The organism is Saccharothrix sp. S26 (assembly GCF_021390395.1).
In the GTDB taxonomy this organism is placed as follows: domain Bacteria; phylum Actinomycetota; class Actinomycetes; order Mycobacteriales; family Pseudonocardiaceae; genus Actinosynnema.
The window spans coordinates 1-19,746 of record NZ_JAJUWT010000017.1; the positions used below are offsets into that span (position 1 = coordinate 1).

The 19,746-nt window shown below is 73.0% G+C and carries 22 protein-coding genes and 1 riboswitch; of the genes, 16 read left to right on the plus strand and 6 right to left on the minus strand.

Going from position 1 to position 19,746, the window contains the following annotated elements:
• Nucleotides 1-184: 184 nt before the first annotated feature.
• The 3 genes from LZG04_RS26025 to LZG04_RS26035 are packed head-to-tail and all read left to right on the plus strand — an operon-like array spanning nt 185 to nt 2,408.
• Nucleotides 185-796, plus strand: a complete 612-nt coding sequence (locus LZG04_RS26025) for a dihydrofolate reductase family protein (protein WP_233821437.1) — start codon at nt 185-187, stop codon at nt 794-796.
• 50 nt (nt 797-846) lie between these two features.
• Nucleotides 847-1,170 carry a YciI family protein gene (locus tag LZG04_RS26030; protein WP_233821439.1) on the plus strand — a complete coding sequence of 108 codons (324 nt, stop codon included), beginning with the start codon at nt 847-849 and terminating at the stop codon, nt 1,168-1,170.
• Nucleotides 1,167-2,408 carry an RNA polymerase sigma factor gene (locus LZG04_RS26035; protein WP_233821441.1) on the plus strand — a complete coding sequence of 414 codons (1,242 nt, stop codon included), beginning with the start codon at nt 1,167-1,169 and terminating at the stop codon, nt 2,406-2,408. The genes LZG04_RS26030 and LZG04_RS26035 overlap by 4 nt, the downstream gene beginning before the upstream one ends.
• Here the strand turns inward: LZG04_RS26035 and LZG04_RS26040 are convergent.
• The gene (locus tag LZG04_RS26040) at nt 2,405-3,148 is read right to left on the minus strand and encodes a class I SAM-dependent methyltransferase (RefSeq protein WP_233821444.1); all 744 of its coding nucleotides are present in this window, start codon (nt 3,146-3,148) and stop codon (nt 2,405-2,407) included. The genes LZG04_RS26035 and LZG04_RS26040 overlap by 4 nt on opposite strands.
• Nucleotides 3,149-3,258: 110 nt before the next feature.
• Between LZG04_RS26040 and LZG04_RS26045 the strand changes: the two genes are divergently transcribed.
• On the plus strand, nt 3,259-3,966 hold the full coding sequence (locus LZG04_RS26045; protein WP_233821446.1) for a HEAT repeat domain-containing protein: 708 nt from the start codon (nt 3,259-3,261) through the stop codon (nt 3,964-3,966).
• On the plus strand, nt 3,960-4,997 hold the full coding sequence (locus LZG04_RS26050; RefSeq protein ID WP_233821448.1) for a HEAT repeat domain-containing protein: 1,038 nt from the start codon (nt 3,960-3,962) through the stop codon (nt 4,995-4,997). The genes LZG04_RS26045 and LZG04_RS26050 overlap by 7 nt, the downstream gene beginning before the upstream one ends.
• A 33-nt stretch (nt 4,998-5,030) precedes the next feature.
• Here LZG04_RS26050 and LZG04_RS26055 read toward each other — a convergent pair whose 3' ends face one another.
• Together LZG04_RS26055 and LZG04_RS26060 are read right to left on the minus strand one after the other, a co-directional pair.
• Nucleotides 5,031-5,903 carry a serine hydrolase gene (locus tag LZG04_RS26055; RefSeq protein WP_233821450.1) on the minus strand — a complete coding sequence of 291 codons (873 nt, stop codon included), beginning with the start codon at nt 5,901-5,903 and terminating at the stop codon, nt 5,031-5,033.
• A gap of 339 nt (nt 5,904-6,242) precedes the next feature.
• Nucleotides 6,243-7,286 carry a LacI family DNA-binding transcriptional regulator gene (locus tag LZG04_RS26060; RefSeq protein ID WP_233821452.1) on the minus strand — a complete coding sequence of 348 codons (1,044 nt, stop codon included), beginning with the start codon at nt 7,284-7,286 and terminating at the stop codon, nt 6,243-6,245.
• Nucleotides 7,287-7,509: 223 nt separating this feature from the next.
• Between LZG04_RS26060 and LZG04_RS26065 the strand changes: the two genes are divergently transcribed.
• From LZG04_RS26065 to LZG04_RS26095, 7 genes are all read left to right on the plus strand, one after another.
• Nucleotides 7,510-8,562 carry a sugar ABC transporter substrate-binding protein gene (locus LZG04_RS26065; protein ID WP_233821454.1) on the plus strand — a complete coding sequence of 351 codons (1,053 nt, stop codon included), beginning with the start codon at nt 7,510-7,512 and terminating at the stop codon, nt 8,560-8,562.
• A gap of 3 nt (nt 8,563-8,565) precedes the next feature.
• Complete coding sequence (locus LZG04_RS26070; RefSeq protein WP_233821457.1) at nt 8,566-9,606, plus strand: ABC transporter permease; 1,041 nt, start codon at nt 8,566-8,568, stop codon at nt 9,604-9,606.
• The gene (locus LZG04_RS26075) at nt 9,603-10,367 is read left to right on the plus strand and encodes an ATP-binding cassette domain-containing protein (RefSeq protein WP_233821459.1); all 765 of its coding nucleotides are present in this window, start codon (nt 9,603-9,605) and stop codon (nt 10,365-10,367) included. The genes LZG04_RS26070 and LZG04_RS26075 overlap by 4 nt, the downstream gene beginning before the upstream one ends.
• Before the next feature lie 147 nt (nt 10,368-10,514).
• Nucleotides 10,515-10,628, plus strand: a riboswitch (TPP riboswitch).
• A complete protein-coding gene (locus tag LZG04_RS26080) occupies nt 10,621-11,658 on the plus strand; it encodes an ABC transporter substrate-binding protein (protein ID WP_233821461.1) in 1,038 nt (345 codons plus the stop codon). Its footprint overlaps the riboswitch before it by 8 nt.
• A complete protein-coding gene (locus tag LZG04_RS26085) occupies nt 11,655-12,443 on the plus strand; it encodes an ABC transporter permease (RefSeq protein ID WP_233821463.1) in 789 nt (262 codons plus the stop codon). Before LZG04_RS26080 ends, LZG04_RS26085 begins: the two co-directional genes overlap by 4 nt.
• Nucleotides 12,436-13,209 (plus strand): ABC transporter ATP-binding protein, encoded by a 774-nt coding sequence (locus tag LZG04_RS26090; protein ID WP_233821465.1) that lies wholly within the window; start codon nt 12,436-12,438, stop codon nt 13,207-13,209. Before LZG04_RS26085 ends, LZG04_RS26090 begins: the two co-directional genes overlap by 8 nt.
• Nucleotides 13,206-14,357 carry an MFS transporter gene (locus tag LZG04_RS26095; protein ID WP_233821467.1) on the plus strand — a complete coding sequence of 384 codons (1,152 nt, stop codon included), beginning with the start codon at nt 13,206-13,208 and terminating at the stop codon, nt 14,355-14,357. The genes LZG04_RS26090 and LZG04_RS26095 overlap by 4 nt, the downstream gene beginning before the upstream one ends.
• A 21-nt stretch (nt 14,358-14,378) precedes the next feature.
• Here the strand turns inward: LZG04_RS26095 and LZG04_RS26100 are convergent, their stop codons facing one another.
• Genes LZG04_RS26100 through thiS form a run of 3 tightly spaced genes read right to left on the minus strand, consistent with a single transcriptional unit; the run spans nt 14,379 to nt 16,123 of the window.
• Nucleotides 14,379-15,134 (minus strand): tyrosine-protein phosphatase, encoded by a 756-nt coding sequence (locus tag LZG04_RS26100; protein WP_233821469.1) that lies wholly within the window; start codon nt 15,132-15,134, stop codon nt 14,379-14,381.
• Between the two features lie 4 nt (nt 15,135-15,138).
• On the minus strand, nt 15,139-15,909 hold the full coding sequence (locus LZG04_RS26105) for a thiazole synthase (protein ID WP_308199318.1): 771 nt from the start codon (nt 15,907-15,909) through the stop codon (nt 15,139-15,141).
• Nucleotides 15,902-16,123, minus strand: coding sequence for a sulfur carrier protein ThiS (thiS, locus tag LZG04_RS26110; RefSeq protein ID WP_267937912.1), 222 nt, complete (start codon nt 16,121-16,123; stop codon nt 15,902-15,904). Before thiS ends, LZG04_RS26105 begins: the two co-directional genes overlap by 8 nt.
• A gap of 142 nt (nt 16,124-16,265) precedes the next feature.
• On the opposite strand from thiS, the gene thiE reads away from it, so the two are divergent.
• From thiE to LZG04_RS26130, 4 genes are all read left to right on the plus strand, one after another.
• Entirely contained in the window at nt 16,266-16,934 is a 669-nt protein-coding gene (gene thiE / locus LZG04_RS26115; protein ID WP_233821471.1) for a thiamine phosphate synthase, read from the plus strand.
• A gap of 146 nt (nt 16,935-17,080) precedes the next feature.
• Entirely contained in the window at nt 17,081-17,938 is an 858-nt protein-coding gene (gene thiD, locus LZG04_RS26120) for a bifunctional hydroxymethylpyrimidine kinase/phosphomethylpyrimidine kinase (RefSeq protein ID WP_233821473.1), read from the plus strand.
• A 23-nt stretch (nt 17,939-17,961) separates the two neighbouring features.
• The gene (locus tag LZG04_RS26125; RefSeq protein ID WP_233821475.1) at nt 17,962-18,957 is read left to right on the plus strand and encodes a thymidylate synthase; all 996 of its coding nucleotides are present in this window, start codon (nt 17,962-17,964) and stop codon (nt 18,955-18,957) included.
• A 17-nt stretch (nt 18,958-18,974) separates the two neighbouring features.
• A complete protein-coding gene (locus LZG04_RS26130; RefSeq protein ID WP_233821477.1) occupies nt 18,975-19,733 on the plus strand; it encodes a class I SAM-dependent methyltransferase in 759 nt (252 codons plus the stop codon).
• Nucleotides 19,734-19,746: the final 13 nt, after the last annotated feature.

Here is a 19,746-nt window from a genome sequence, read left to right on the forward strand (position 1 = left end):
GCTGGGCCGTGGGGCGGGGCGGGGGCAGGTGCCCCGGCCCCGCCCGACCGCTTTGCCCAGGTCACGAAGCCGGGGAAAAGATCTCGGCGAAAATCCGGGCGGAGGTGTCGGATCGGGCCGGTCGCGTTCGTAGCAGTGGTGAGGCCGCCCACGAGGGGCGGCGCCAAGGCGGAGGAACGCGATCGTGAAGCTGACGACCACGACCCAGGTCACCCTCGACGGCGTCATGCAGGGCAACGGAGCCACGTCGGACGACCGCCGCGGCGGGTTCGAGCGCGGCGGGTGGGCCCTCGGCCGGGGCGACGACGCCACCAGGGAGTTCATCACCCGCACCTACCAGCGCGCCGAGGCGTTCCTGTTCGGCCGGCGCACCTACGAGCTGTTCGCCCGCTCCTGGGGGACGATCGACGACATGCGCGCGCACCCCATCGGGGTGGCCTTGGACCGGGCTCCGAAGTACGTTGCCTCGACCACGCTCTCCGCGCCGCGGTGGCACGGCACGACCGTCCTCGGCGACGACCTCGCGGCGGCGATCGGCGAGCTGAAGGCCAGGCCGGGGGGTGAGCTGCAGGTGCACGGCAGCGGCGTGCTGACCCGGTGGCTGCTGGAGCACGACCTGGTCGACGAGCTGACCCTGATCGTGGTGCCGGTGGTGCTGGGCCAGGGCACGAGGCTGTTCCCGGAGAACGGTCGGGGCCTCGCGCTCGACCTGGTCGAGTCGCGGGTCGACTCGAAGGGCGTGACGATCCAGGTCCACCGGCCGGCCGGGCGCCCGCGCCACGCCGCCGCGGCCTGAGCTCCGAGCACCGAACCCCCACCGCCAGACTTCCCGGAGAGGATCTTCCCATGCAGTACCTGGTTTCCGTGATCGACGACAAGACCAACCCCGGCAGCACGGACCGGCAGCCCGCCATCAGCGCGTTCAACGAGCGGCTGATCGCCGAGGGCCACTGGGTCTTCGCGGGCGGGCTCGCGGACACCGAGGCGGCCACGGTCGTCGACAACCGGGGCGAGCAGGCCGTGTTCAGCGACGGACCCTTCGTGGAGTCCAAGGAGTACCTCGCCGGCGTCTGGGTCTGGGAGGCTCCCGACCTGGACGTGGCGCTCGCGCTCGCCGCCGAGGCGTCGAAGGTGTGCGACCGGAAGATCGAAGTGCGGCCGTTCCGGTGAACGACGTCGAGGAGGCGATCACCCGGGCCCACCGCGACGGGTGGGCCCGGGTGGTCGCCGCCCTGACCAGGCGGTTCGGTGACCTCGACCTCGCCGAGGAGGCGACGGCCGAGGCGTTCGCGACCGCCGTGCAGCGCTGGCGCGCCGACGGCGTGCCGCCCAACCCCGCCGCCTGGCTGACCACCACCGCCACCCACAAGGCCATCGACCGGATCCGGCGCGAGAGCAAGCGCGACGACAAGCACGAGGAGGCCCGGATGGTGCACGACGACGAGCCGCCCGAGCCCCTCGGCGTCATCGACGACGACCGGCTGCGGCTGTTCTTCACCTGCTGCCACCCGGCGCTGGGGGTGGAAGCCCGCCTGGCGCTGACGCTGCGCATGGTCGGCGGGCTGACCGTGCCCGAGATCGCCCGCGCCTTCCTGGTGGCCGAGAGCGCCGTGGCCCAGCGGATCACCCGGGCGAAGGCCAAGATCAAGGCGGCGCGCATCCCGTACCGGGTGCCGGCCGCGCCGGACCTGCCCGCCCGCGTCGGCGGTGTGCTCGCCGTGCTGTTCCTCGTGTTCAACGAGGGCTACCTGGCCACCGGCCCCGACACCGACCCGGTGCGCCACGACCTGACCGCCGAGGCGATCCGGCTCACCCGCCTGATCCGCGCCCTGCTGCCCGACGACGGCGAGGTGGCCGGGTTGCTGGCGCTGATGCTGCTCACCGAGGCCCGCCGCGCCGCCCGGGTCTCGGCGACCGGCGAACTGGTGGCCCTGCACGAGCAGGACCGGGGAGCCTGGGACGCGGACCTGATCGCCGAGGGCCACGGGCTGGTGCGCGAACGCCTGGCCGCGGCCGCCGCCGGCGTCGCGCCGGGCCGCTACCAGGTCCTCGCGGCGATCAACGCCGTGCACACGTCGGCCCGCGACACCCGTGACACCGACTGGTCGCAGATCCTCGCCCTCTACGACCAGCTCGTCCGCCTCGACCCGTCCCCGATCGTCGCCCTCAACCGGGCCGTCGCCGTGGCCGAGCTGGACGGGCCGGAGGTGGCCCTGGCCCTCGTCGACCGGCTCGCCGGGGCGCTGGCCGGCTACCACGCCTACCACGCCACGCGGGCCGACCTGCTGCGCCGCCTGGGCCGCAGCGAGCAGTCGCGCACGGCCTACGACCGGGCCATCGAGCTGGCCGGCAACACCGCCGAGACCGCCTACCTGACCCGCCGACGCGACCAGTTGGGGTCTGGCTAGTCCGCGTGCAGGACGAAGAACAGGAAGCTCGGGAAGGTGTCGAGGAGGTGGAAGCCGTCGGGGAACAGCTCGCGCGCGGCGGGCACGGGTTTGGGCTCGTGGAGGGCGGAGATCCGGAAGCCCGCCGCGGTGAAGGCGTCGGTCATCGCGTGCAGCGGCCGGTGCCAGAAGCTCAGCTCGGCGGTCTGGCCGCCCATGGTCCACGTCTCGAGCCGGTTGACCGTCTCGAAGTAGTCGGGCCTCGGCCCCCGCGCGCGGTGCATGAGGTTGATCGCGAACGGGTGGTCCACCGAGGCGATGAGCCGGCCACCGGGCCGCAGCACGCGCCGCAGCTCCGCCAGCGGCGGCCCCCAGTCCCGCAGGTAGTGCAGCACCAGTGACGCGATGACGTCGTCGAACTCGTCGTCGGGGTAGGGCAGGGGTCCGCCCAGGTCGACCACCCGCAGGTCCGCGTCCTCGCCCAGGCGTCGCCGGGCCTGCGCCAGCATCCCGGCGCTGCCGTCGAAGCCGCTCACGACCGCGCCACGCTCGCGCAGCGCCAGCGACAGCAGGCCGGAACCGCAGCCGGCGTCGAGGATCCGCCTGCCGGCCACGTCCCCGGCCAGGGCCAGGGCCGCCGGGCGCTCGTAGTGGGCGTTCACCAGGCTGGTCTCGTTCTCGGCCGTGTAGCCCTCGGCCAAGCCGTCGTAGTCGGCGGCGCGCGACCGCGCCGCGGTGCCTTCTCCAGGAGCGCGGGACATGCGTTCCATCGTGGCACGGGCGTTCGCGCGCGGTCCCCGGCGCGCTCGCCTAGCCTGCTCAGCGGAGGTTGACCTTGACACGGTGACAAGGTGTCCACTGGACGCCGGAGGTGGTCCCGATTACCACGACAAGCGCGACCCCGCACCACGCCCGCGTCACCGCCGCGCTGAGCGCCGGCGACGCGTCGGTCCGGCTCCAGGCGGCCCTGGCGGTCGGCTCGAACCCCGACCCCGGACTGCTCGACGCCCTGGTCGAGCGGTGCGCCGTCGAGCCGGACTTCTTCGTGCGCGACATGCTGTCCTGGGCGCTGACCCGCCTGCCGGCCGAGCTCACCCTGCCCCGGATCCGCCGTGAGCTCGACTCCGCGCGCACCCGGGCCCGCAGCCAGGCGTTGCACACGCTGTCCAAGATCGGCGACCGGCGCGCCTGGCCGTGGGTCACGCGCGACCTGCTGCGTGACGCGGACGACGAGGTGGCGCGGACCGCGTGGCGGGTCGCGGTGGTCCTCGTGCCGGAGGACGCGAAGGCGGACCTGGCCGCCGAACTCGTCGGGCAGCTCGGCCGGGGCGACCGCGACGTGCGGCTGAGCCTGAGCCGGGCCCTGGTCGACCTCGGCGACGTGATCACGCCCGCCCTGGCGCGGGCGGTCGCGAGCCCGGACCCGGCGGTGGCCACGCACGCCCGCGCCACCGAGCTGCTCCTGCAAGACCCGGAGACCGGTTTCGACGCGGCCGTCGCCGAGGCCAAGCGCGTCGTCGCGCTCGGGCCCGAACGAGCCGCCCGCGTGGCGGGGGAACCGGAGGGCACCGCTTGCTGATCGGTGACGTGGCCCGCCACTCCGGGGTGAGCACCCGGATGCTGCGGCACTACGACGCCCTCGGGCTGGTGCGACCGACCGGTCGCACCGTCGGCGGCTACCGCGAGTACTCCGCCGAGGACGTCCGCCGGATCTTCCACGTGGAGGGCCTGCGGTCCCTGGGGCTCTCGCTCAAGCAGGTCGGACGGGCGCTGGAGGACCCGGCCTTCACGCCGTCCGCCCTGGTCGGCGACCTCATCCGGTGGACCGAGGACCGGCTGGAGCGGGAACGGGAGCTGCTGGAGCGGCTCCGCGCGATCGACGCGTCCGCGCCGACCGACTGGCAGGACGTGCTGCGCGTCGTGGAGCTGATGCAGGGGCTCGGGTCGACCAGCGCCGCGCGCAGGCAGCAGGCCGTGCTGTCCCGACCGGACGGCGCGCCCGCGCCCGCCGAGCTGCTGGCCGGCGCGGTCCTGGCCGAAGCCGACCCCATCGTGGCGGGCGCGCTGCGCTGGGCCCTCGCCCGGTCGGGCGGCGACGGCCTGGCGACGCTGGCCGCCGGGATGCGCTCGGACGACGCCGACGTCCGGCGGCGTGCCGTGCTGACGATCGCCGAGCTGCCGGAGGACCCGGAGGTGACCGGGGTGCTCGCCGACGCGCTCGACGACCCCGACCCGGCCGTGCGCGGGCAGGCGGCCCTGGCCCTGGGCCGGCGGGGCGTGACCGAGGCCGTGCCGACGCTGGTCGGCATGGTGGTCGAGGGTTCGAACGACGTGGAGGCGGCGGAGGTCCTGGGCGCGCTGGCGCGTGAGGCGGGGTGCGCCGACCGGGTCATGACCGCGCTGGTGGACGAGCTCGCCGCGCACGCCGGGCACACCGCGGTCCGGATACGCCTGACCCAGGCGCTGGTCGAGCTGTCGGGCCGCGCGGCCCGGGACGTGCTGCGCCGCCTGACCCGGGACGACGACCGGGCCGTCGCGCTGGTCGCCTCGGCCTTCGTCGGACTGCTCGACGAGCGATCGGCCGAAGGCCGAAGCGACCCGGATCGGTGACCGCGCGGTGTGCCGGACTCGCGCGGCCGGGTGTCAGCGGAAGTAACCCTCGAACATGATCCGGCTGATTCCGGTCGTGGTTTCCATGCCCACGGCGTAACCGTTGTCCACGACCTGGGTGTTGTTCATGATGGCGAGGGTGTAGCGCTCATCGGGGCCGACGAAACCGACCGAGTTCATCAGCCACGAACCGTCGTCGTTGTCGTCGGACCAACCGTTCTTGTTGCCCGGGCGCGCCGCCGGGCCCGCGCCCCACACGCCCCACTGCTGGTTCACGTCGACCGAGCGCATCTCGTTGACGATGTAGTCGCGGTGCTGGGCGGGGAGTTCGGTGAGCACGTAGTTCACCAGCCGGTCGAGGTCGTCGGCGGTGGTGAGGATCCAGCCCCAGTGGTGCGGGTGCTGATCGGTGAACCGCATGTCCGTCATCCCGTAGGACGGGAAGCGGGACGCGAACTCCCGCTCGCCGCCGTAGCGGTTCCACAGCGTGTGCGCCGCGTTGTCGTCGCTGGAGTTCAGCATGCGGTGCATCAGGTCGCGGTCCTCGGCCGTGAGGCTGATGACGCCGGCGTCGTTGCGCAGCAGCAGGTCGACGACCATCGCGAGCTTGGGCGTGGAACAGGCCCAGATGAGCGTGTCGGAGTGCTGGTTGCGCCAGACCGCGCCGGTCTTGCGGTCGCGCACCACGATCCCGGCGAAACCGGGACGGCTCTGCGCGTAGGCATTCGCCCGGCGGATGCGGTTGAGCAGCGTCCAGTCGAAGTGCGCTTTGCCCGCCACCTGGTCGGCGGCCACCACGGCGGTCGTCACGGGTTGCGCGGCCGTGGCCGTCGGGGCGATCGACGGGGTGGCGAAAACGGCCGCGAGCAACGCGGTCGCGATCATTCGTCGGGGGCTGGGCCTCATGGTCACGGAAGGTAGCAGGGCGTGTGCGACCCGGCCAGGAAACGCGGGTGACCATCGTCATGCCGACCAAGTCTCGAATGGGTGCAACCTTTTCCGGTGCACCGCGGCGAACGGAGTCGTCCCGTCAGCGCGACCGCGGCGAGTGGTCGTGGACGTCGGCGCAGTCCACTCGCCGGCCGGTGCCGCGGACCGGTGGCGGTTCGTGGCGGACGCGAATCCGGCCCGGTGCGCGGTGTCGTGCGGCACCGCCGCGTTCGGTGCGACGTCACCGAGCGCCCGCCCGACCGGGCCGGTGCCCGGATCGAGGCCGAGCGGCGCGTCACGGTGGTGGTCGACGCCTCACCGGGTGCCGTCCGCGGGTGGCGGGATCTCGCCGGAGCCGCGGTGGATGAGGGTGGCGGGGATGACGGCGTGGGTCGGTTCGGAGCGGTCGCCGTCGATGCGGGCGAAGACCAGTTCGGCGGCCCTGCGGCCGAGGGCGGGGACGTCCTGGCGCAGGACGGTGACGCCGGGTTGCAGCATGTCGGCCAAGGGGAAGTCGTCGAAGCCGATGAGCGCGACGCGGTGGTGCAGGTCGCGGTCGCGCAAAGCGCGCATCGCGCCCACGGTCACCAGGTTCTGCGCGGTGAACAGCGCGGTCGGCGGCTCGTGGCGGTCGAGCAGGGCGGCGGTGGCGGTCTCGGCGGCGTCGGGGCCGTGCAGGTCGGTGCGCACGAGGTCCTCGCGCAGGGTCAGCCCGGCGTGGGCCAGCCCTTCGAGGTAGCCGGTATAGCGCTCGCAGCTGGTCCACAGGGTCTGCCGGTCGCCCAGGAACGCGATGCGCCGGTGACCCCGGCCGGCCAGGTGCAGCACCGCGTCGCGCGAGCTGTCGCGGTTGGTCGTGGTGACGCTGTCGGTGCCGTCGAACGTCGGCGGGCGGTCCACCAGCACCATCGGCGTGCCCCGCTCGCGTTCGCGCTGCAACGCGTCCTGGTGCCCGCCGGCTGCCATCACCACCATCCCGTCCACCCGGCGCGTGGCCAACGACGCGAGCAGCTCGCGTTGCAGGGCCGGGTCGTCCTCGCTGCTGCCCGCGAGCACCAGCACCCCGTGCCGCCGCGCGTGGTCCTCCACCGCCCGCAGCAACGCCGCGTCGAACGGGTTGGACAGGTCCTCGAACAACACCCCGATCGTGGCGCTGCGCCGGTCCGACCGACGCAGGCTGCTCGCGGTCAGGTTGGGCCGGTACCCCAACGTGCGCGCGGCCTCTCGCACCCGCTCCACGACCTCCGGGCCGGCACCCGGCAGGTCGTTGATCACTCTCGACACCGTCTTCGTGCTGACCCGCGCCAACGCGGCGACGTCCCGCATCGTCGGCTCTCGCCGCCCACCCCGTGGGTCCATGGTCCTCTGCTCCATCCCGAGTAACGCTTGCGTAACGGCGACTTGTCGTGACTTGGACCACGAAGCTAGCGTCAACGATGACTTAACGAAAGTCCCACTTCCTCCCAGCGGCTCCACCGCGTGAGAAGCGTGGGATTTGTGCTCGCGATCCAGCGTAATCAGGCCCGATGGGACAGGCTCGACACCGTCGGTAGATTACGTCAACGTTGACGTAGGAGGAGACATGACCGGACGGGCGCGCACGGGCGTCAGGCTCACGGCCCTGGTGTCGGCGTCACTGCTGGCGCTGCTCACCGGGTGCGGGGACGGCGGCGGCGCGGCCGGCGGCGGCACGCTCGTCGGGTTGGTGACCAAGACCGACACGAACCCGTTCTTCGTGAAGATGAAGGAAGGGGCGCAGCAGGCGGCCGGTGGCACGGGCGCGACCGTCCAGTCGTTCGCGGGCAAGCAGGACGGCGACAACCAGTCGCAGGTCGACGCGATCGAGAACCTGATCGGCGCGGGCGCGAAGGGCATCCTGATCACGCCCAACGACTCCAAGGCGATCGTGCCCTCGGTGGACAAGGCGCGCCAGGCGGGGCTGCTGGTGATCGCACTGGACACCCAGCTGGAGCCCGCCGACGCCGCCGACGCGACCTTCGCCACCGACAACTACCAGGCCGGCAAGCTGATCGGGCAGTGGGCGAAGGCGAAGTTCGAGGCCGAGGGCAAGCAGGCGAAGATCGCCCTGCTCGACCTGAACCCGAACCAGGTGTCCGTGGACGTGCAGCGCGACCAGGGCTTCCTGGAGGGCTTCGGCGTGGACGTCAAGGACGACAAGCGGATCGGGGACGAGAGCGACCCGCGCATCGTGGGTCACGACGTCACCGACGGCGCGCCCGAGGGCGGCCGCACGGCGATGGAGAACCTGCTCCAGAAGGACCCGGGCATCAACCTCGTCTACACGATCAACGAGCCGGCCGCGGCGGGCGCCTATGAGGCGTTGAAGGCGGCGGGCAAGGAGAAGGACGTCACGATCGTGTCGGTGGACGGCGGCTGCCCCGGTGTGCAGAACGTCAAGTCGGGGATCATCGGCGCCACCTCGCAGCAGTACCCGCTGAAGATGGCGCAGCTGGGCGTGGAGGCGATCGCCAAGTTCGCCAAGGACGGCACCAAGCCGCAGAACACCGCGGGCAAGGACTTCGTCGACACCGGCGTCACCCTCATCACCGACCAGCCCGTCACCGGCGTCGACTCCAAGGACGCCGCCTGGGGTCTTGAGAACTGCTGGGGCTGAGCCATGTCGACCACGCTGTCCACCAGCCACTCGCCCGGCGGCGGCCCCCTCGGCGGGGACGACGCCCGCCGCTCGCCGTTGACCCGGCTCCAGCACCTGCTGCACGCACAGGCCACCATCGGCCCGGCGGTGGTGCTGCTCGTCTCGGTCGTGGTGTTCGCCCTGCTGTCGGAGCGGTTCCTCACGCCGGGCAACATCTCCCTGATCCTGCAACAGGTCGCGGTCGTCGGCACTCTGGCCGTGGGCCAGACGATCGTCATCCTCACCGCGGGCATCGACCTCTCGTGCGGCGCGATCATGGTGCTCACCTCGATCGTGATGGCCAAGGTCGCCGCCGACACCGGGCTGCCCGGCCTGCCCGCGCTGCTGCTGGGCTTTCTGGTCGGCACGCTGTGCGGCCTGCTCAACGGTCTGCTGGTGACGCGGCTGAAGCTGCCGCCGTTCATCGTCACGCTCGGCACGCTCAACGTGTTCTTCGCGCTGAACCTCTGGTACTCCGCCAGCGCCACCATCCGCGGCACCGACATGCCGTCGCTGCTGCTGTGGACCGGTCAGACGGTCAACGTCGGCGGCACCCGGATCACCTACGGCTCGATCATGATGGTGCTGTTGGTGGCCGCGATGGCGTTCGCGTTGAAGAACACCGCGTGGGGCCGGCACGTCTACGCCACCGGTGACGACGCCGAGGCGTCGCGGCTGTCGGGCATCCGCACCGCGCGGGTGCTGCTGAGCGTGTACGCCACGGCCGGCGCGGTGTACGCGCTGGCGGCGTGGGTGCTGATCGGCCGCATCGCCTCGGCCAGTCCGCAGGCGGGGCAGCTGGACAACCTGGACTCGATCACCGCCGTGGTGATCGGCGGCACCAGCCTGTTCGGCGGTCGTGGCGCGATCGTCGGCTCGCTGATCGGGGCGTTGATCGTCGGCGTGTTCCGCAACGGCCTGGCGCTGGCCGGGGTGGACGTGCTGTGGCAGACCCTGGCGGTCGGCGTGCTGATCATCGTCGCGGTGTCGCTGGACCAGTGGATCCGGAAGGTGAAGCCATGACCACACCGGTGTTGCGGGCCCGCGGTCTGGTCAAGCGCTACGGCCGGGTCACCGCGCTGGCCGGCGCGGACCTGGAGCTGCTGCCCGGCGAGATCCTGGCCGTCATCGGCGACAACGGCGCGGGCAAGTCGAGCCTGATCAAGGCGCTGTCCGGGGCCGTGGTGCCGGACGAGGGCGAGATCCTGGTCGACGGCCGCCCGGTGTCGTTCTCCTCGCCCCTGGACGCGCGGGAGGCCGGGATCGAGACGGTGCACCAGTCGTTGGCGGTCGCGCCGTCGCTGGACATCGCGGCCAACCTGTTCCTGGGCCGGGAACGCCGACGCAAGGGCGTGCTCGGCTCGGTGTTCCGGATGCTCGACCGCAACGGGATGCGCGAGGAGGCGCGGCGGCAGCTCGACGCGCTGGGCATCATGACGATCCAGAACCCCGGCCAGGCGGTGGAGACCCTGTCCGGCGGGCAGCGCCAGGCCGTCGCGGTGGCCCGCGCCGCCGCGTTCGGCAGCCGGGTCGTGATCATGGACGAGCCCACCGCGGCCCTGGGCGTGCGCGAGTCCCGCGCCGTGCTCGACCTCGTGCTCCAGGTCCGCGACCGCGGCCTGCCGGTCATCCTGATCAGCCACAACATGCCGCACGTGTTCGAGGTCGCCGACCGCATCCACATCCAGCGCCTCGGCCGGCGCAAGGCCGTGGTCGACCCGAAGACGATCTCGATGTCCGACGCCGTGGCGATCATGACCGGCGCCATGGAGCCACCGTCCTAGACCACGCGACCGTTCCGCCACTCGCCCGGCGCACCTCACGCGGTGCGCCGGGCGAGCGCGTGTCGGCCGATCGGTGCGGTACCCCGAACGGGTGGGGCACGCCACCGCGGGGTCGGTGTCGACGCCCCGCGGCACCGCGTAGGGTGGTGCCCACCCCGCGGGAGCCCTGCGCGTCCGGGCTGAGAGGACGGCACGACCGGCCGTCGACCGTTCGCACCTGACCCGGTTCGTACCGGCGTAGGGAGGATTTGCCGTGCGTGCATGGAAGAACTTCGGCGTCACCGCCGTCGTGGCCGCTCTCGCCCTCGCCTTGACGGCGTGCGGCGGTGACGGGGGCGACGCGGGCGGTGCCGGGAACCGCCCGAAGGTCCGCTTGGCGCTGGACTGGACGCCCAACGTCAACCACACCGGGATCTTCATCGCCCAGCAGCAGGGGTGGTTCGAGCAGGCCGGGCTGGACGTGGAGCTGCTGCCCTACAACAACACCACCCCGGAGACGCTGGTCTCCTCCGGCGCGGCCGACTTCGGCATCAGCTTCCAGGACTCGTTCAGCTTCTCGAAGGCGTCGGGCGCCGACATCACGTCGGTGATGGCGATCGTGCAGCACTGGGCCACCGCGATCGCGGTGCGCGGTGATCGCACGGACGTCAACAGCCCGGCCGACCTCGACGGCAAGGTGTACGGCGGCTTCGGCGCGGCTTACGAGGTGCCGAAGATGCGCCAGGTCATCAAGAACGCGGGCGGCAAGGGCGAGTTCGAGACGATCGTGCTGGGCACGGCCGCGTACGAGGCGGTCTACGCGGGCGAAGCGGACTTCACCGAGCCGTTCCTCAACGTCGAGGGCGTGCAGGCCGAGCTGCGCGGCACGCCGTTCAAGACCTTCGAGTACACCGATTTCGGCTTCCCGGACTCCTACAACCTGCTCCTGGTCGGCAAGACGCCGTGGCTGGCGGACAACCGCGACACCGCGGCGAAGTTCGTGCAGACCGTGCAGCGCGGGTACCAGTTCGCCGCCCAGGACCCCGCGCGGGGCGCTGAGCTGCTGGCCGAGGCCGACCCGGCGGCGTTCGGCGAGCGGGAGATGGTCTCGCGCGGTGTGAAGATGATGGCCGAGAAGTACCTGCTCGACGCCAAGGGCGTGGTCGGGACGCAGACCGTCGAGACCTGGGCGGGCCTGTCCGGGTTCCTCTACGACTCCGGCGTGCTGGCCGGGCCGGACGGCGCGCCGCTGACCGAGCGGCCCGACTTCGCGACCTGGTTCACCAACGACTACCTGGCGTCCTCCCCGTGAGTGCGCCCACCCGCGGGCGGGCGCGGCGCACGCTGTCCGCCGTCGTCCCGCCGCTGGTGCTCGTGGTGGTCGGCCTGGTCGTCTGGCAGTGGGCCGTGACGTCGACCGGCGTGCGGCCGCAGGTCCTGCCCTCGCCGCTGCGCGTGGTGGAGCAGGGGTGGCGCAACCGCGAGCTCATCTGGACCCACACCGTGCCCACGCTCCAGGTCACCGCCATCGGGTTCGCCTGCTCGCTGGCGCTGAGCTGGGCGTTGGCCATCGCGGTCGACTTCTCCCGCTGGCTGCGCCGGGCCCTGACCCCGCTGCTGGTGGCCTCGCAGACCATCCCGATCATCGTCATCGCGCCGCTGCTGATCATCTGGTTCGGCTTCGGGCTGCTGCCCAAGGTGCTGGTGATCGCCCTGGTGACGTTCTTCCCGATCGCGATCGGGCTGATCGAGGGCTTCGCCGCCACCGACCGCAAGGCCACGGACCTGTTGCGCAGCATGGGCGCGTCGCGCTGGCAGCGGTTCCGCTACGTGCGGCTGCCGGGCGCGTTGCCGTCGTTCTTCACGGCGTTGCGCATCGGCATCACCTACGCGGTGACCGGGGCGGTCTTCGCCGAGTACGCCGGGGCCAAGGAGGGTTTGGGCATCTTCATGAGCCTGCAGAAGAACTCCTTCCGCACCGACCTGGTGCTGGCGGCGGTGGTGGTCACCGCGCTGCTGTCGATCGGGTTGTTCGGGGTGACCCACCTCGTGGAGCGGCTGGTCATCCCCTGGCACGTGAAGAGGCGTCGTGGGTGAGGTCAAGCTGGCCGTCGAGGACCTGCACAAGTCGTTCCGGACCGACGCGGGCGTGCTGCCGGTGCTCGACGGGGTCCGCTTCGACGTCGCACCGGGTGAGTTCGTCTCGGTGATCGGCCCCAGCGGGTGCGGCAAGTCCACGCTGTTCAACGCGATCGCGGGGCTGGAGCGGCCCGACTCCGGCCGGGTGGTGGTCGACGGCCGCGACTCCACCGGGCGCAGCGACCCGTTCGCCTACATGCCGCAGCAGGACCTGCTGTTCCCGTGGCGCACGGTGCTGGACAACACCACGTTGGGGCTGGAGGTCGCGGGCGTGCCGCGGCGGGCCGCGCGGGACCGGGCCCGCGCGCTGTTCGGGCCGTTCGGGCTGGCCGGGTTCGAGTCGGCACGCCCGCAGGAGCTGTCCGGCGGCATGAGGCAGCGGGCGGCGCTGCTGCGCACGGTGGTGCAGGACCGGGCCGTGCTGCTGCTCGACGAGCCGTTCGGCGCGTTGGACTCGCTGACCCGCACCGACATGCAGGAGTGGCTGGAGACCGTCCGCACCGGGTTCGAGTGGACCGTGCTGATGATCACCCACGACATCCGGGAGGCGGTGCTGCTGTCCGACCGGGTCCTGGTGCTCGCGCCCCGGCCCACCCGGGTGCACCTGGACGTGGTCGTCGACCTGCCCCACCCCCGCGGCCTGGGCGTGATCACCGACCCGCGGTTCGCGCAGTTGGAGGACGTGCTGCTCAACGCGTTGCGAGGTCGGCGGCCGGAGGCGTGAGCGCACCGGACGGGAGGCGCACGCCGGTGGCGCGGGCCAGGTCCTGCGTAGCGGTGGTGTTCTTCGTCAACGGGGCGATGTTCTCCGGCTGGGCCTCGCGCGTGCCCGCGATCGCGGACCGGGTGGGCGCGGGTCCGGCGGCCATCGCGATCGCGGTCTTCGGCCTGAGCGCGGGCGCGGTGGTCGGCCTGCCGCTGGCCGGTGCCCTGGTGACCCGCTTCGGCAGCACCGCGGTCGTGCGCGCGGTGCTGGTCGGCTACGCCGCGGCGCTCGCCGCCGTGGGCCTCGCGCCGACCCTCGCACTGCTCACCGTCGCGCTGGTGGGCCTGGGCATCGGCAACGGGATGCTGGACGTGGCCATGAACACCGCCGCGGTCGAGGTCGAGCGCCGGTACCCCCGGCAGGTGATGGCGGCGTTCCACGCGCAGTTCAGCTTCGGCGGGTTGGCCGGTTCCCTGATCGGGGCCGGCGCCGCCGCGGTCGGCGCGTCGCCGGCGGCGCACCTGCCGGTGGTCGCGGTCGTGCTGGCGGCGATCGGCCTGACCGCCGCCTTCGGGCTGCTGCCCACGTCACCGGAGCGTGAGGCCGTCGGGCGTTCCTCACCGCGTCGCGACCGGCGGCTGGTGGTGTTGGGCCTGCTGGTCCTGTGCAGCCTGCTGTGCGAGGGCGCGGTGTACGACTGGAGCGCGGTCTACCTGCGGGACGAGGCGGGCGGCAGCCCCGCCGTCGCCGCCCTGGGTTTCGCCGCGTTCTCGCTGTCCATGGCCTGCTGCCGGCTGGTGGCCGACCGGCTCGTGGACCGGGTGGGACGGGTGCGGTACGTGCGGGCGGCGGGCGTGCTGGCCGCGGCGGGACTGGCGCTGGCCCTGCTCGGCCCGGGCGCGACGGCGGGTGTCGTCGGGTTCGGGCTGGTGGGCCTGGCGCTCGCGGGCGTCGTGCCGACCCTGTTCAGCGCCGCCGCCGAGGGACGGGACAACCCGGCGGGCGCGATCGCGGTGGTGTCGACGATCGGCTACCTGGGGTTCCTCGCGGGGCCGGCGCTGATCGGCGGGATCGCCGCGGTGTCCTCGCTGCGACCCGCGGTGGCGGCACTGGTCGTGCTCGCCCTGGCGGTGTCCGCCGGTGCGGGGGTGTTGCGCGGGCGGTGAGGTGGCGGTGGCTGCCGGCGGTCAGTCGAGCAGGGCGGTTCGCAGTCGGGCCAGGGTGTCGGCGGACAGGCCCAGGTGGGACGCGAAGCCCGCCGGCGAGCCGTGCTCGGCGTCGACCGCCCGCAGGAACGCCAGCATGGTCGCGCGGTCCGCGGTGAGCATCGACGGCGGCACGTGCGCCCACTGTGCGCGGGTGTCGTCCTCACCGCCCGCCGCGACCGACGCCTGCCACCGGGCGGTGGCGGTCTCGCTCAGCGCGTAGTCGTCGGCCACGTCCTCGGCCGGCACGCCGAGCAGGCGCAGCACGAGCGCGGCGAGCACACCGGTCCGGTCCTTGCCCGCCGCGCAGTGGAACACCGCGGGCAGCGCGCCCGGCGCGGACAGCGCCTCCACGGCCGCCTTCAACCCGGCCGCGCCCTCGACCGCGATCTCCCGGTAGTGCTCCGCCGCGAAGTCCTCGCGGGCGATGTCCTCCGGCGGCAACGCCGACCAGTCCGGCACGTCCCGCAGCAGCGGCAGGTGCAGCAGCCGACCCGGCCAGCCCTGCGGGGGCGTCCACGCCCGCTCGGCCAGCTCCGCCGCGGTGCGCAGGTCCAGCACGGTGGTCGCGCCCAGCGCCAGGAAGGCCCGCACGCCCTGCTCGGTCAACCGGTGCAGGCCGTCGGAGCGGTACAGCCTGCCCCACGTCACCGAACGGCCGTCCTCGGTGCGGTAGCCGCCGAGGTCGCGGAAGTTGAACAGGCCGTCGATGTCGAGGAACCGGGGCGGTGGCGTCACGCCATCAGTCCACCACAGCCGACGGCAGCGCGGGCGAGGACGCCTGCGCCCAGTACCGCTTGGGGATGCGGCCCGCCAACCGGGCGTCGAACCCCGCCGACACCGCGTCGGCCATCGCCCGCGCCATCCGCTCGGGGTCGCCGGCCCGGGTGACCGCCGTGGCGAGCAGCACGGCCGCGCAGCCCAGCTCCATGGCCAGCGCCGCGTCGCTGGCGGTGCCGATGCCCGCGTCCAGGATCACCGGCACGCCCGCCTGCTCCGCGATCAGCTCGATGTTGTGCGGGTTGGCGATGCCACGCCCGGTGCCGATGGGGGAGCCCAGCGGCATCACGGCCGCGCAGCCGATGTCCTCCAACCGGCGGGCCACGACCGGGTCGTCGGTGGTGTAGGGCAGCACGGTGAAGCCGTCGTCGACCAACTGCTCGGCGGCGTGCACGAGTTCCGTCACGTCGGGCAGCAGGGTGCGCTCGTCCGCGATCACCTCCAGCTTCACCCAGTCGGTCTCCAGCGCCTCGCGCGCCAGCCGCGCGGTGAGCACCGCCTCGGCCGCGCCGCGGCAGCCCGCGGTGTTGGGCAGCACGCCGATCTTCAGGCGCTCCAACAGGTCCAGCACACCGCCGCCGGACGGGTCGACCCGGCGCATCGCCACGGTCGTCAACTCCGTCCCCGACGCCACCAGCGCGCGTTCCAGCACGGTGAGGTTCGAAGCGCCGCCCGTGCCCATGATCAGTCGCGAACCGAACACCCGGTCGGCGATCCGCAGCGGCTCATCCACCCTGCACCGCCGTGAGCACCTCGACCGCGGCACCGTCGCGCAGCGCGGTGCCCCACGCGTGCCGGGGCACGACCTCGCCGTCGACGGCCACCGCTATGCCGGTGCGCCGAGCGGACAGCCGCTCGACGAGCTCGGCGGTCGTGCAGCCGTCCGCCACCTCGGTCGGTTGCCCGTTGACCACGAGGTTCACCAGCGCCTCCCAGGGTCGGATCATCGACGGCGTGTCGGTTCCGGTGCGTTCACCGGCATTTCGACGGTAGTGCCGTTGTCCGTGCGGGCCATACCGCCACTCGTGCGGGTCCGCCACCGAAGCGGGGGAGTGCCGCGCCACGCGGGATGTCGCTAGCGTCGCGGACATGCAGCAGCGCGATCGGTTGGCGGCGGCCCGGCTCTACCTGTGCACGGACGCGCGTCGCGACACCGGCGACCTCGCCGAGTTCGCCGACGCCGCGCTCGCCGGCGGGGTGGACGTCATCCAGTTGCGGGACAAGGGTTCCGAGGGGGAGCGGCGGTTCGGCCCGCTGGAGGCGGGGCAGGCGTTGGCGGCGTTGGCCGTGCTGCGCGAAGCGTGCCTGCGCCACGGCGCGTTGCTGGCGGTCAACGACCGCGCCGACCTGGCGTCGGCCGCCGGGGCGCACGTGCTGCACCTGGGGCAGGACGACCTGCCGGTCGCGCACGCCCGTCGGCTGCTCGGTCCGGACGTGCTGATCGGGCGGTCGACCCACAACCCCGCGCAGACCGCGCAAGCGGCCGCCGACCCCGACGTGGACTACTTCAGCGTGGGCCCGTGCTGGGCCACGCCGACCAAGCCCGGGCGTGCGGCGGCCGGGCTGGACCTGGTGCGCCGGGCCGCCGAGGTCGCCGGGGACAAGCCGTGGTTCCCCATCGGCGGCATCGACGCGGCGCGCCTGCCGGAGGTGCTGGCGGCCGGTGCGCGTCGCGTCGCGGTGGTGCGCGCGATCGGTGCGGCGACCGACCCGCGCCGGGCCGCGGCGGAGCTGAAAGCGGCGGTCGGTGCGGGTTGAGCCCGTCACCGTCGTCGCATATTGCCCCTGAGCGATCAGGCGACTACGGTCGGTGAGGAACTCGCGTCTCGCCGTGGCGGGCACCGGTCGTCGGACCGGCGCGGCGGTGCTTTCCGCGACAGCGGTGTCGACGGTGTGGAGGGCCGATGGGGGAGCGGGCGGTCGGTGTCACGCCGCCGCGGGTGATGACCGTGGCGGGCACCGACTCCGGCGGCGGCGCGGGTGCGGCCGCCGACCTGCGGGCCTTCGCCGCGTGCGGGGTCCACGGGTGCCTGGCCGTCTGCGCGGTCACCGCCCAGAACTCGGTGGGCGTGCACGTCGTGCACGGCGTCCCACCGGACGTGGTGGCCGCCCAGATCACCGCCGTGGTCGAGGACATCGGCCTGGACGCGGTCAAGACCGGGATGCTCGGCACCGCCGAGGTCGTCGAAGCGCTGGTGCGGACGTGCGACGACGCGGGCATCGGCGGTGACGGGCCGGTGCCGCTCGTCGTCGACCCGGTGCTGGCCTCCATGCACGGTGACGCGTTGGCCTCCACCGCGGCCGTGGAGTCGTACCGGGCGCTGCTGCTGCCCAGGGCCACGGTCACCACGCCCAACCTCGACGAGGTGCGCCTGCTCGTCGGCGTCGACGTCCGCGACCGCGCCGGCCAGCACGAGGCCGCGAAAGCGCTGCACGACCTGGGCGCGCGGCACGTGCTGGTGAAGGGCGGCCACCTGGCCGGCGACACCGAGGCCAGCGTGGACGTGCTCTACGACGGCAGCACGTTCACCGAGTTCCCCGGCCCGAGGGTCGACACGGAGAACACCCACGGCGGGGGCGACTCGTTCGCCGCCGCGATCACCGCCGGCCTGGCCCGCGGCCTGCCCGTGCCGGAGGCGGTGGCGTTCGGCAAGCGTTACGTCGTCGAGGCGGTGCGCCACTCCTTCGCCCTGGGCGCGGGCTACGGCCCGGTGTCCGCGTTGTGGGCGACCAGACCCTGGTGGGAACACCCCGACGGATAGCCGTCCCTGGAGGAACCGCGACCGTGGAGTTCGACACCTTCCACCACGCCTACACCGCCGTGCTGCGATCGCTGGTGGACCAGCCGTCCTACCGCAACGCGCCACGCGGTCAGCCCAGCAGCGAACGGCTCGGCGTGCAGTACCGACTGCGCCGCCCGAGCCAACGGGTGCCCCTGGTGCCCGCCCGCCGCCTGAACATCGCGTTCAACCTCGCCGAGGCGCTGTGGTACCTGTCCGGTCGCGACGACCTGGACTTCATCGCCCACTACGCGCCCGGCATCCGCAAGTACTCCGCCGACGGCGTGCGGCTGACGGGAACCGCGTACGGCCGCGCGATCTTCGGCGGCGACGGTCGGCCGGACCAGTGGTGGACGGTGGTGGACCAGCTGCGCGACGACCCCGACAGCAAGCGCGCGGTGGTGCAGATCTTCCGCGCCGAGGAGCTGACCGTGCCCGGGAACCCGGACGTGTCCTGCACCCTGGGCGTGCAGTTCCTCGTCCGCGAGGGCGCGTTGCACGCGATCGGGTTCATGCGCGCCAACGACGCCTACCGCGGCATGTCCAGCGACGTGTTCTCGTTCACCTTCATCCAGGAGCTGATGGCGCGCCAGCTCGGGCTGCGGCTCGGTGAGTACGTCCACACCGTGGGCTCGATGCACGTCTACGACAGCGACGCCCGACGGGCACGCGAGGTGCTCGCCGACCCGGCGGCCGCGGCGGACCCGGCGTTGCCGTTCCCGGAGATGCCCGAGGGGGACAACTGGCCGTTCGTGCGCCACGTGCTCGACCTGGAAGAGCCGTTGCGCCTCAACCGGCACCGCCTCGACCCGGCCGTCGACTTCCCCGGGCTGCCCGACTACTGGGCGCAGGTGCTGCTGGTGTTGGAACTGCACCGCGCGTTGCGCCACGGGGAGCCACCCGACGAGGGCACGGCCGCGTTGCTGTGGCCCTGCTACCGGTGGTTGATGGGCAAGTGGAGACCCGACCTGCTGGCGGGTCCGGTCACGCTCGGCAGTTGACGATCCTGAGGAGTCGCATGGGCACGGACTGGCAGGCCGGTGGCGTCGTCGCCACCGGGTTCGACGAGTACGACGACCTGCCCGAGCGGGTGCTGGGCTACCCGACGGTGTTCTCCGCGCTGCGGTTGGGTGACACCGACGTGCGCACGGTGCTGGACTACGGGTGCGGACCGGGCAAGATCTCCTTGCGCGTGGCGGAGAAGCACCCCGTTCAGGTGGAGGCCGTCGACATCTCGCCGGGGATGCTGGAGATCGCGCGCACCCGGCGCGCCCACCCGCGGATCCGCTACCACCTGCTCACCGGGCCGCGGCTGGATTTCCTGGCCGACGACTCGGTCGACGCGGCGATGTGCTGCTACGTGCTGCTCAACATCGGCGACCTGGAGCGGATCCGCGCCATCGTGGCGGAGGTGCACCGGGTGCTGCGGCCGGGCGGGCGCTTCGCGGTGCTGGACACCAACCCCGACACCACGGGCACCCGGTTCTCCACGTTCATCAGCGGCGAGCCCGGCGTCCGGTACGAGGCCGGGCAGCAGCGCCGGGTGCTGCTGCACCTGCCCGGCGGCGGGGTGCTCGAACTGCTCGACCACCACTGGCCGCGCCAGACCTACGTGGATTTGCTGACCGAGTGCGGCTTCCGCGACGTCACCACCGCGGCCCCGCTGCTGGGTGACGTGCCCGACACCGAGGGTCTCGTGCCGGGGTCGCTGCTGGACGTCGACCAGCCGGCCGAGGCGACCCGCCCGCCGTTCCTCATCACGTCCGGGGAGAAGTGACGTGGGCGCCCGA

Bases quoted from the DNA above. Each gene is read 5' to 3' on its own strand.
- LZG04_RS26065 (WP_233821454.1), top strand. From the start codon at position 7,510: ATGACCGGACGGGCGCGCACGGGCGTCAGGCTCACGGCCCTGGTGTCG.
- thiD (WP_233821473.1), top strand. From the start codon at position 17,081: ATGGGGGAGCGGGCGGTCGGTGTCACGCCGCCGCGGGTGATGACCGTG.
- LZG04_RS26070 (WP_233821457.1), top strand. From the start codon at position 8,566: ATGTCGACCACGCTGTCCACCAGCCACTCGCCCGGCGGCGGCCCCCTC.
- LZG04_RS26055 (WP_233821450.1), bottom strand. From the start codon at position 5,903: ATGAGGCCCAGCCCCCGACGAATGATCGCGACCGCGTTGCTCGCGGCC.
- LZG04_RS26040 (WP_233821444.1), bottom strand. From the start codon at position 3,148: ATGTCCCGCGCTCCTGGAGAAGGCACCGCGGCGCGGTCGCGCGCCGCC.
- LZG04_RS26030 (WP_233821439.1), top strand. From the start codon at position 847: ATGCAGTACCTGGTTTCCGTGATCGACGACAAGACCAACCCCGGCAGC.
- LZG04_RS26130 (WP_233821477.1), top strand. From the start codon at position 18,975: ATGGGCACGGACTGGCAGGCCGGTGGCGTCGTCGCCACCGGGTTCGAC.
- thiE (WP_233821471.1), top strand. From the start codon at position 16,266: ATGCAGCAGCGCGATCGGTTGGCGGCGGCCCGGCTCTACCTGTGCACG.
- thiS (WP_267937912.1), bottom strand. From the start codon at position 16,123: ATGATCCGACCCTGGGAGGCGCTGGTGAACCTCGTGGTCAACGGGCAA.
- LZG04_RS26075 (WP_233821459.1), top strand. From the start codon at position 9,603: ATGACCACACCGGTGTTGCGGGCCCGCGGTCTGGTCAAGCGCTACGGC.
- LZG04_RS26060 (WP_233821452.1), bottom strand. From the start codon at position 7,286: ATGGACCCACGGGGTGGGCGGCGAGAGCCGACGATGCGGGACGTCGCC.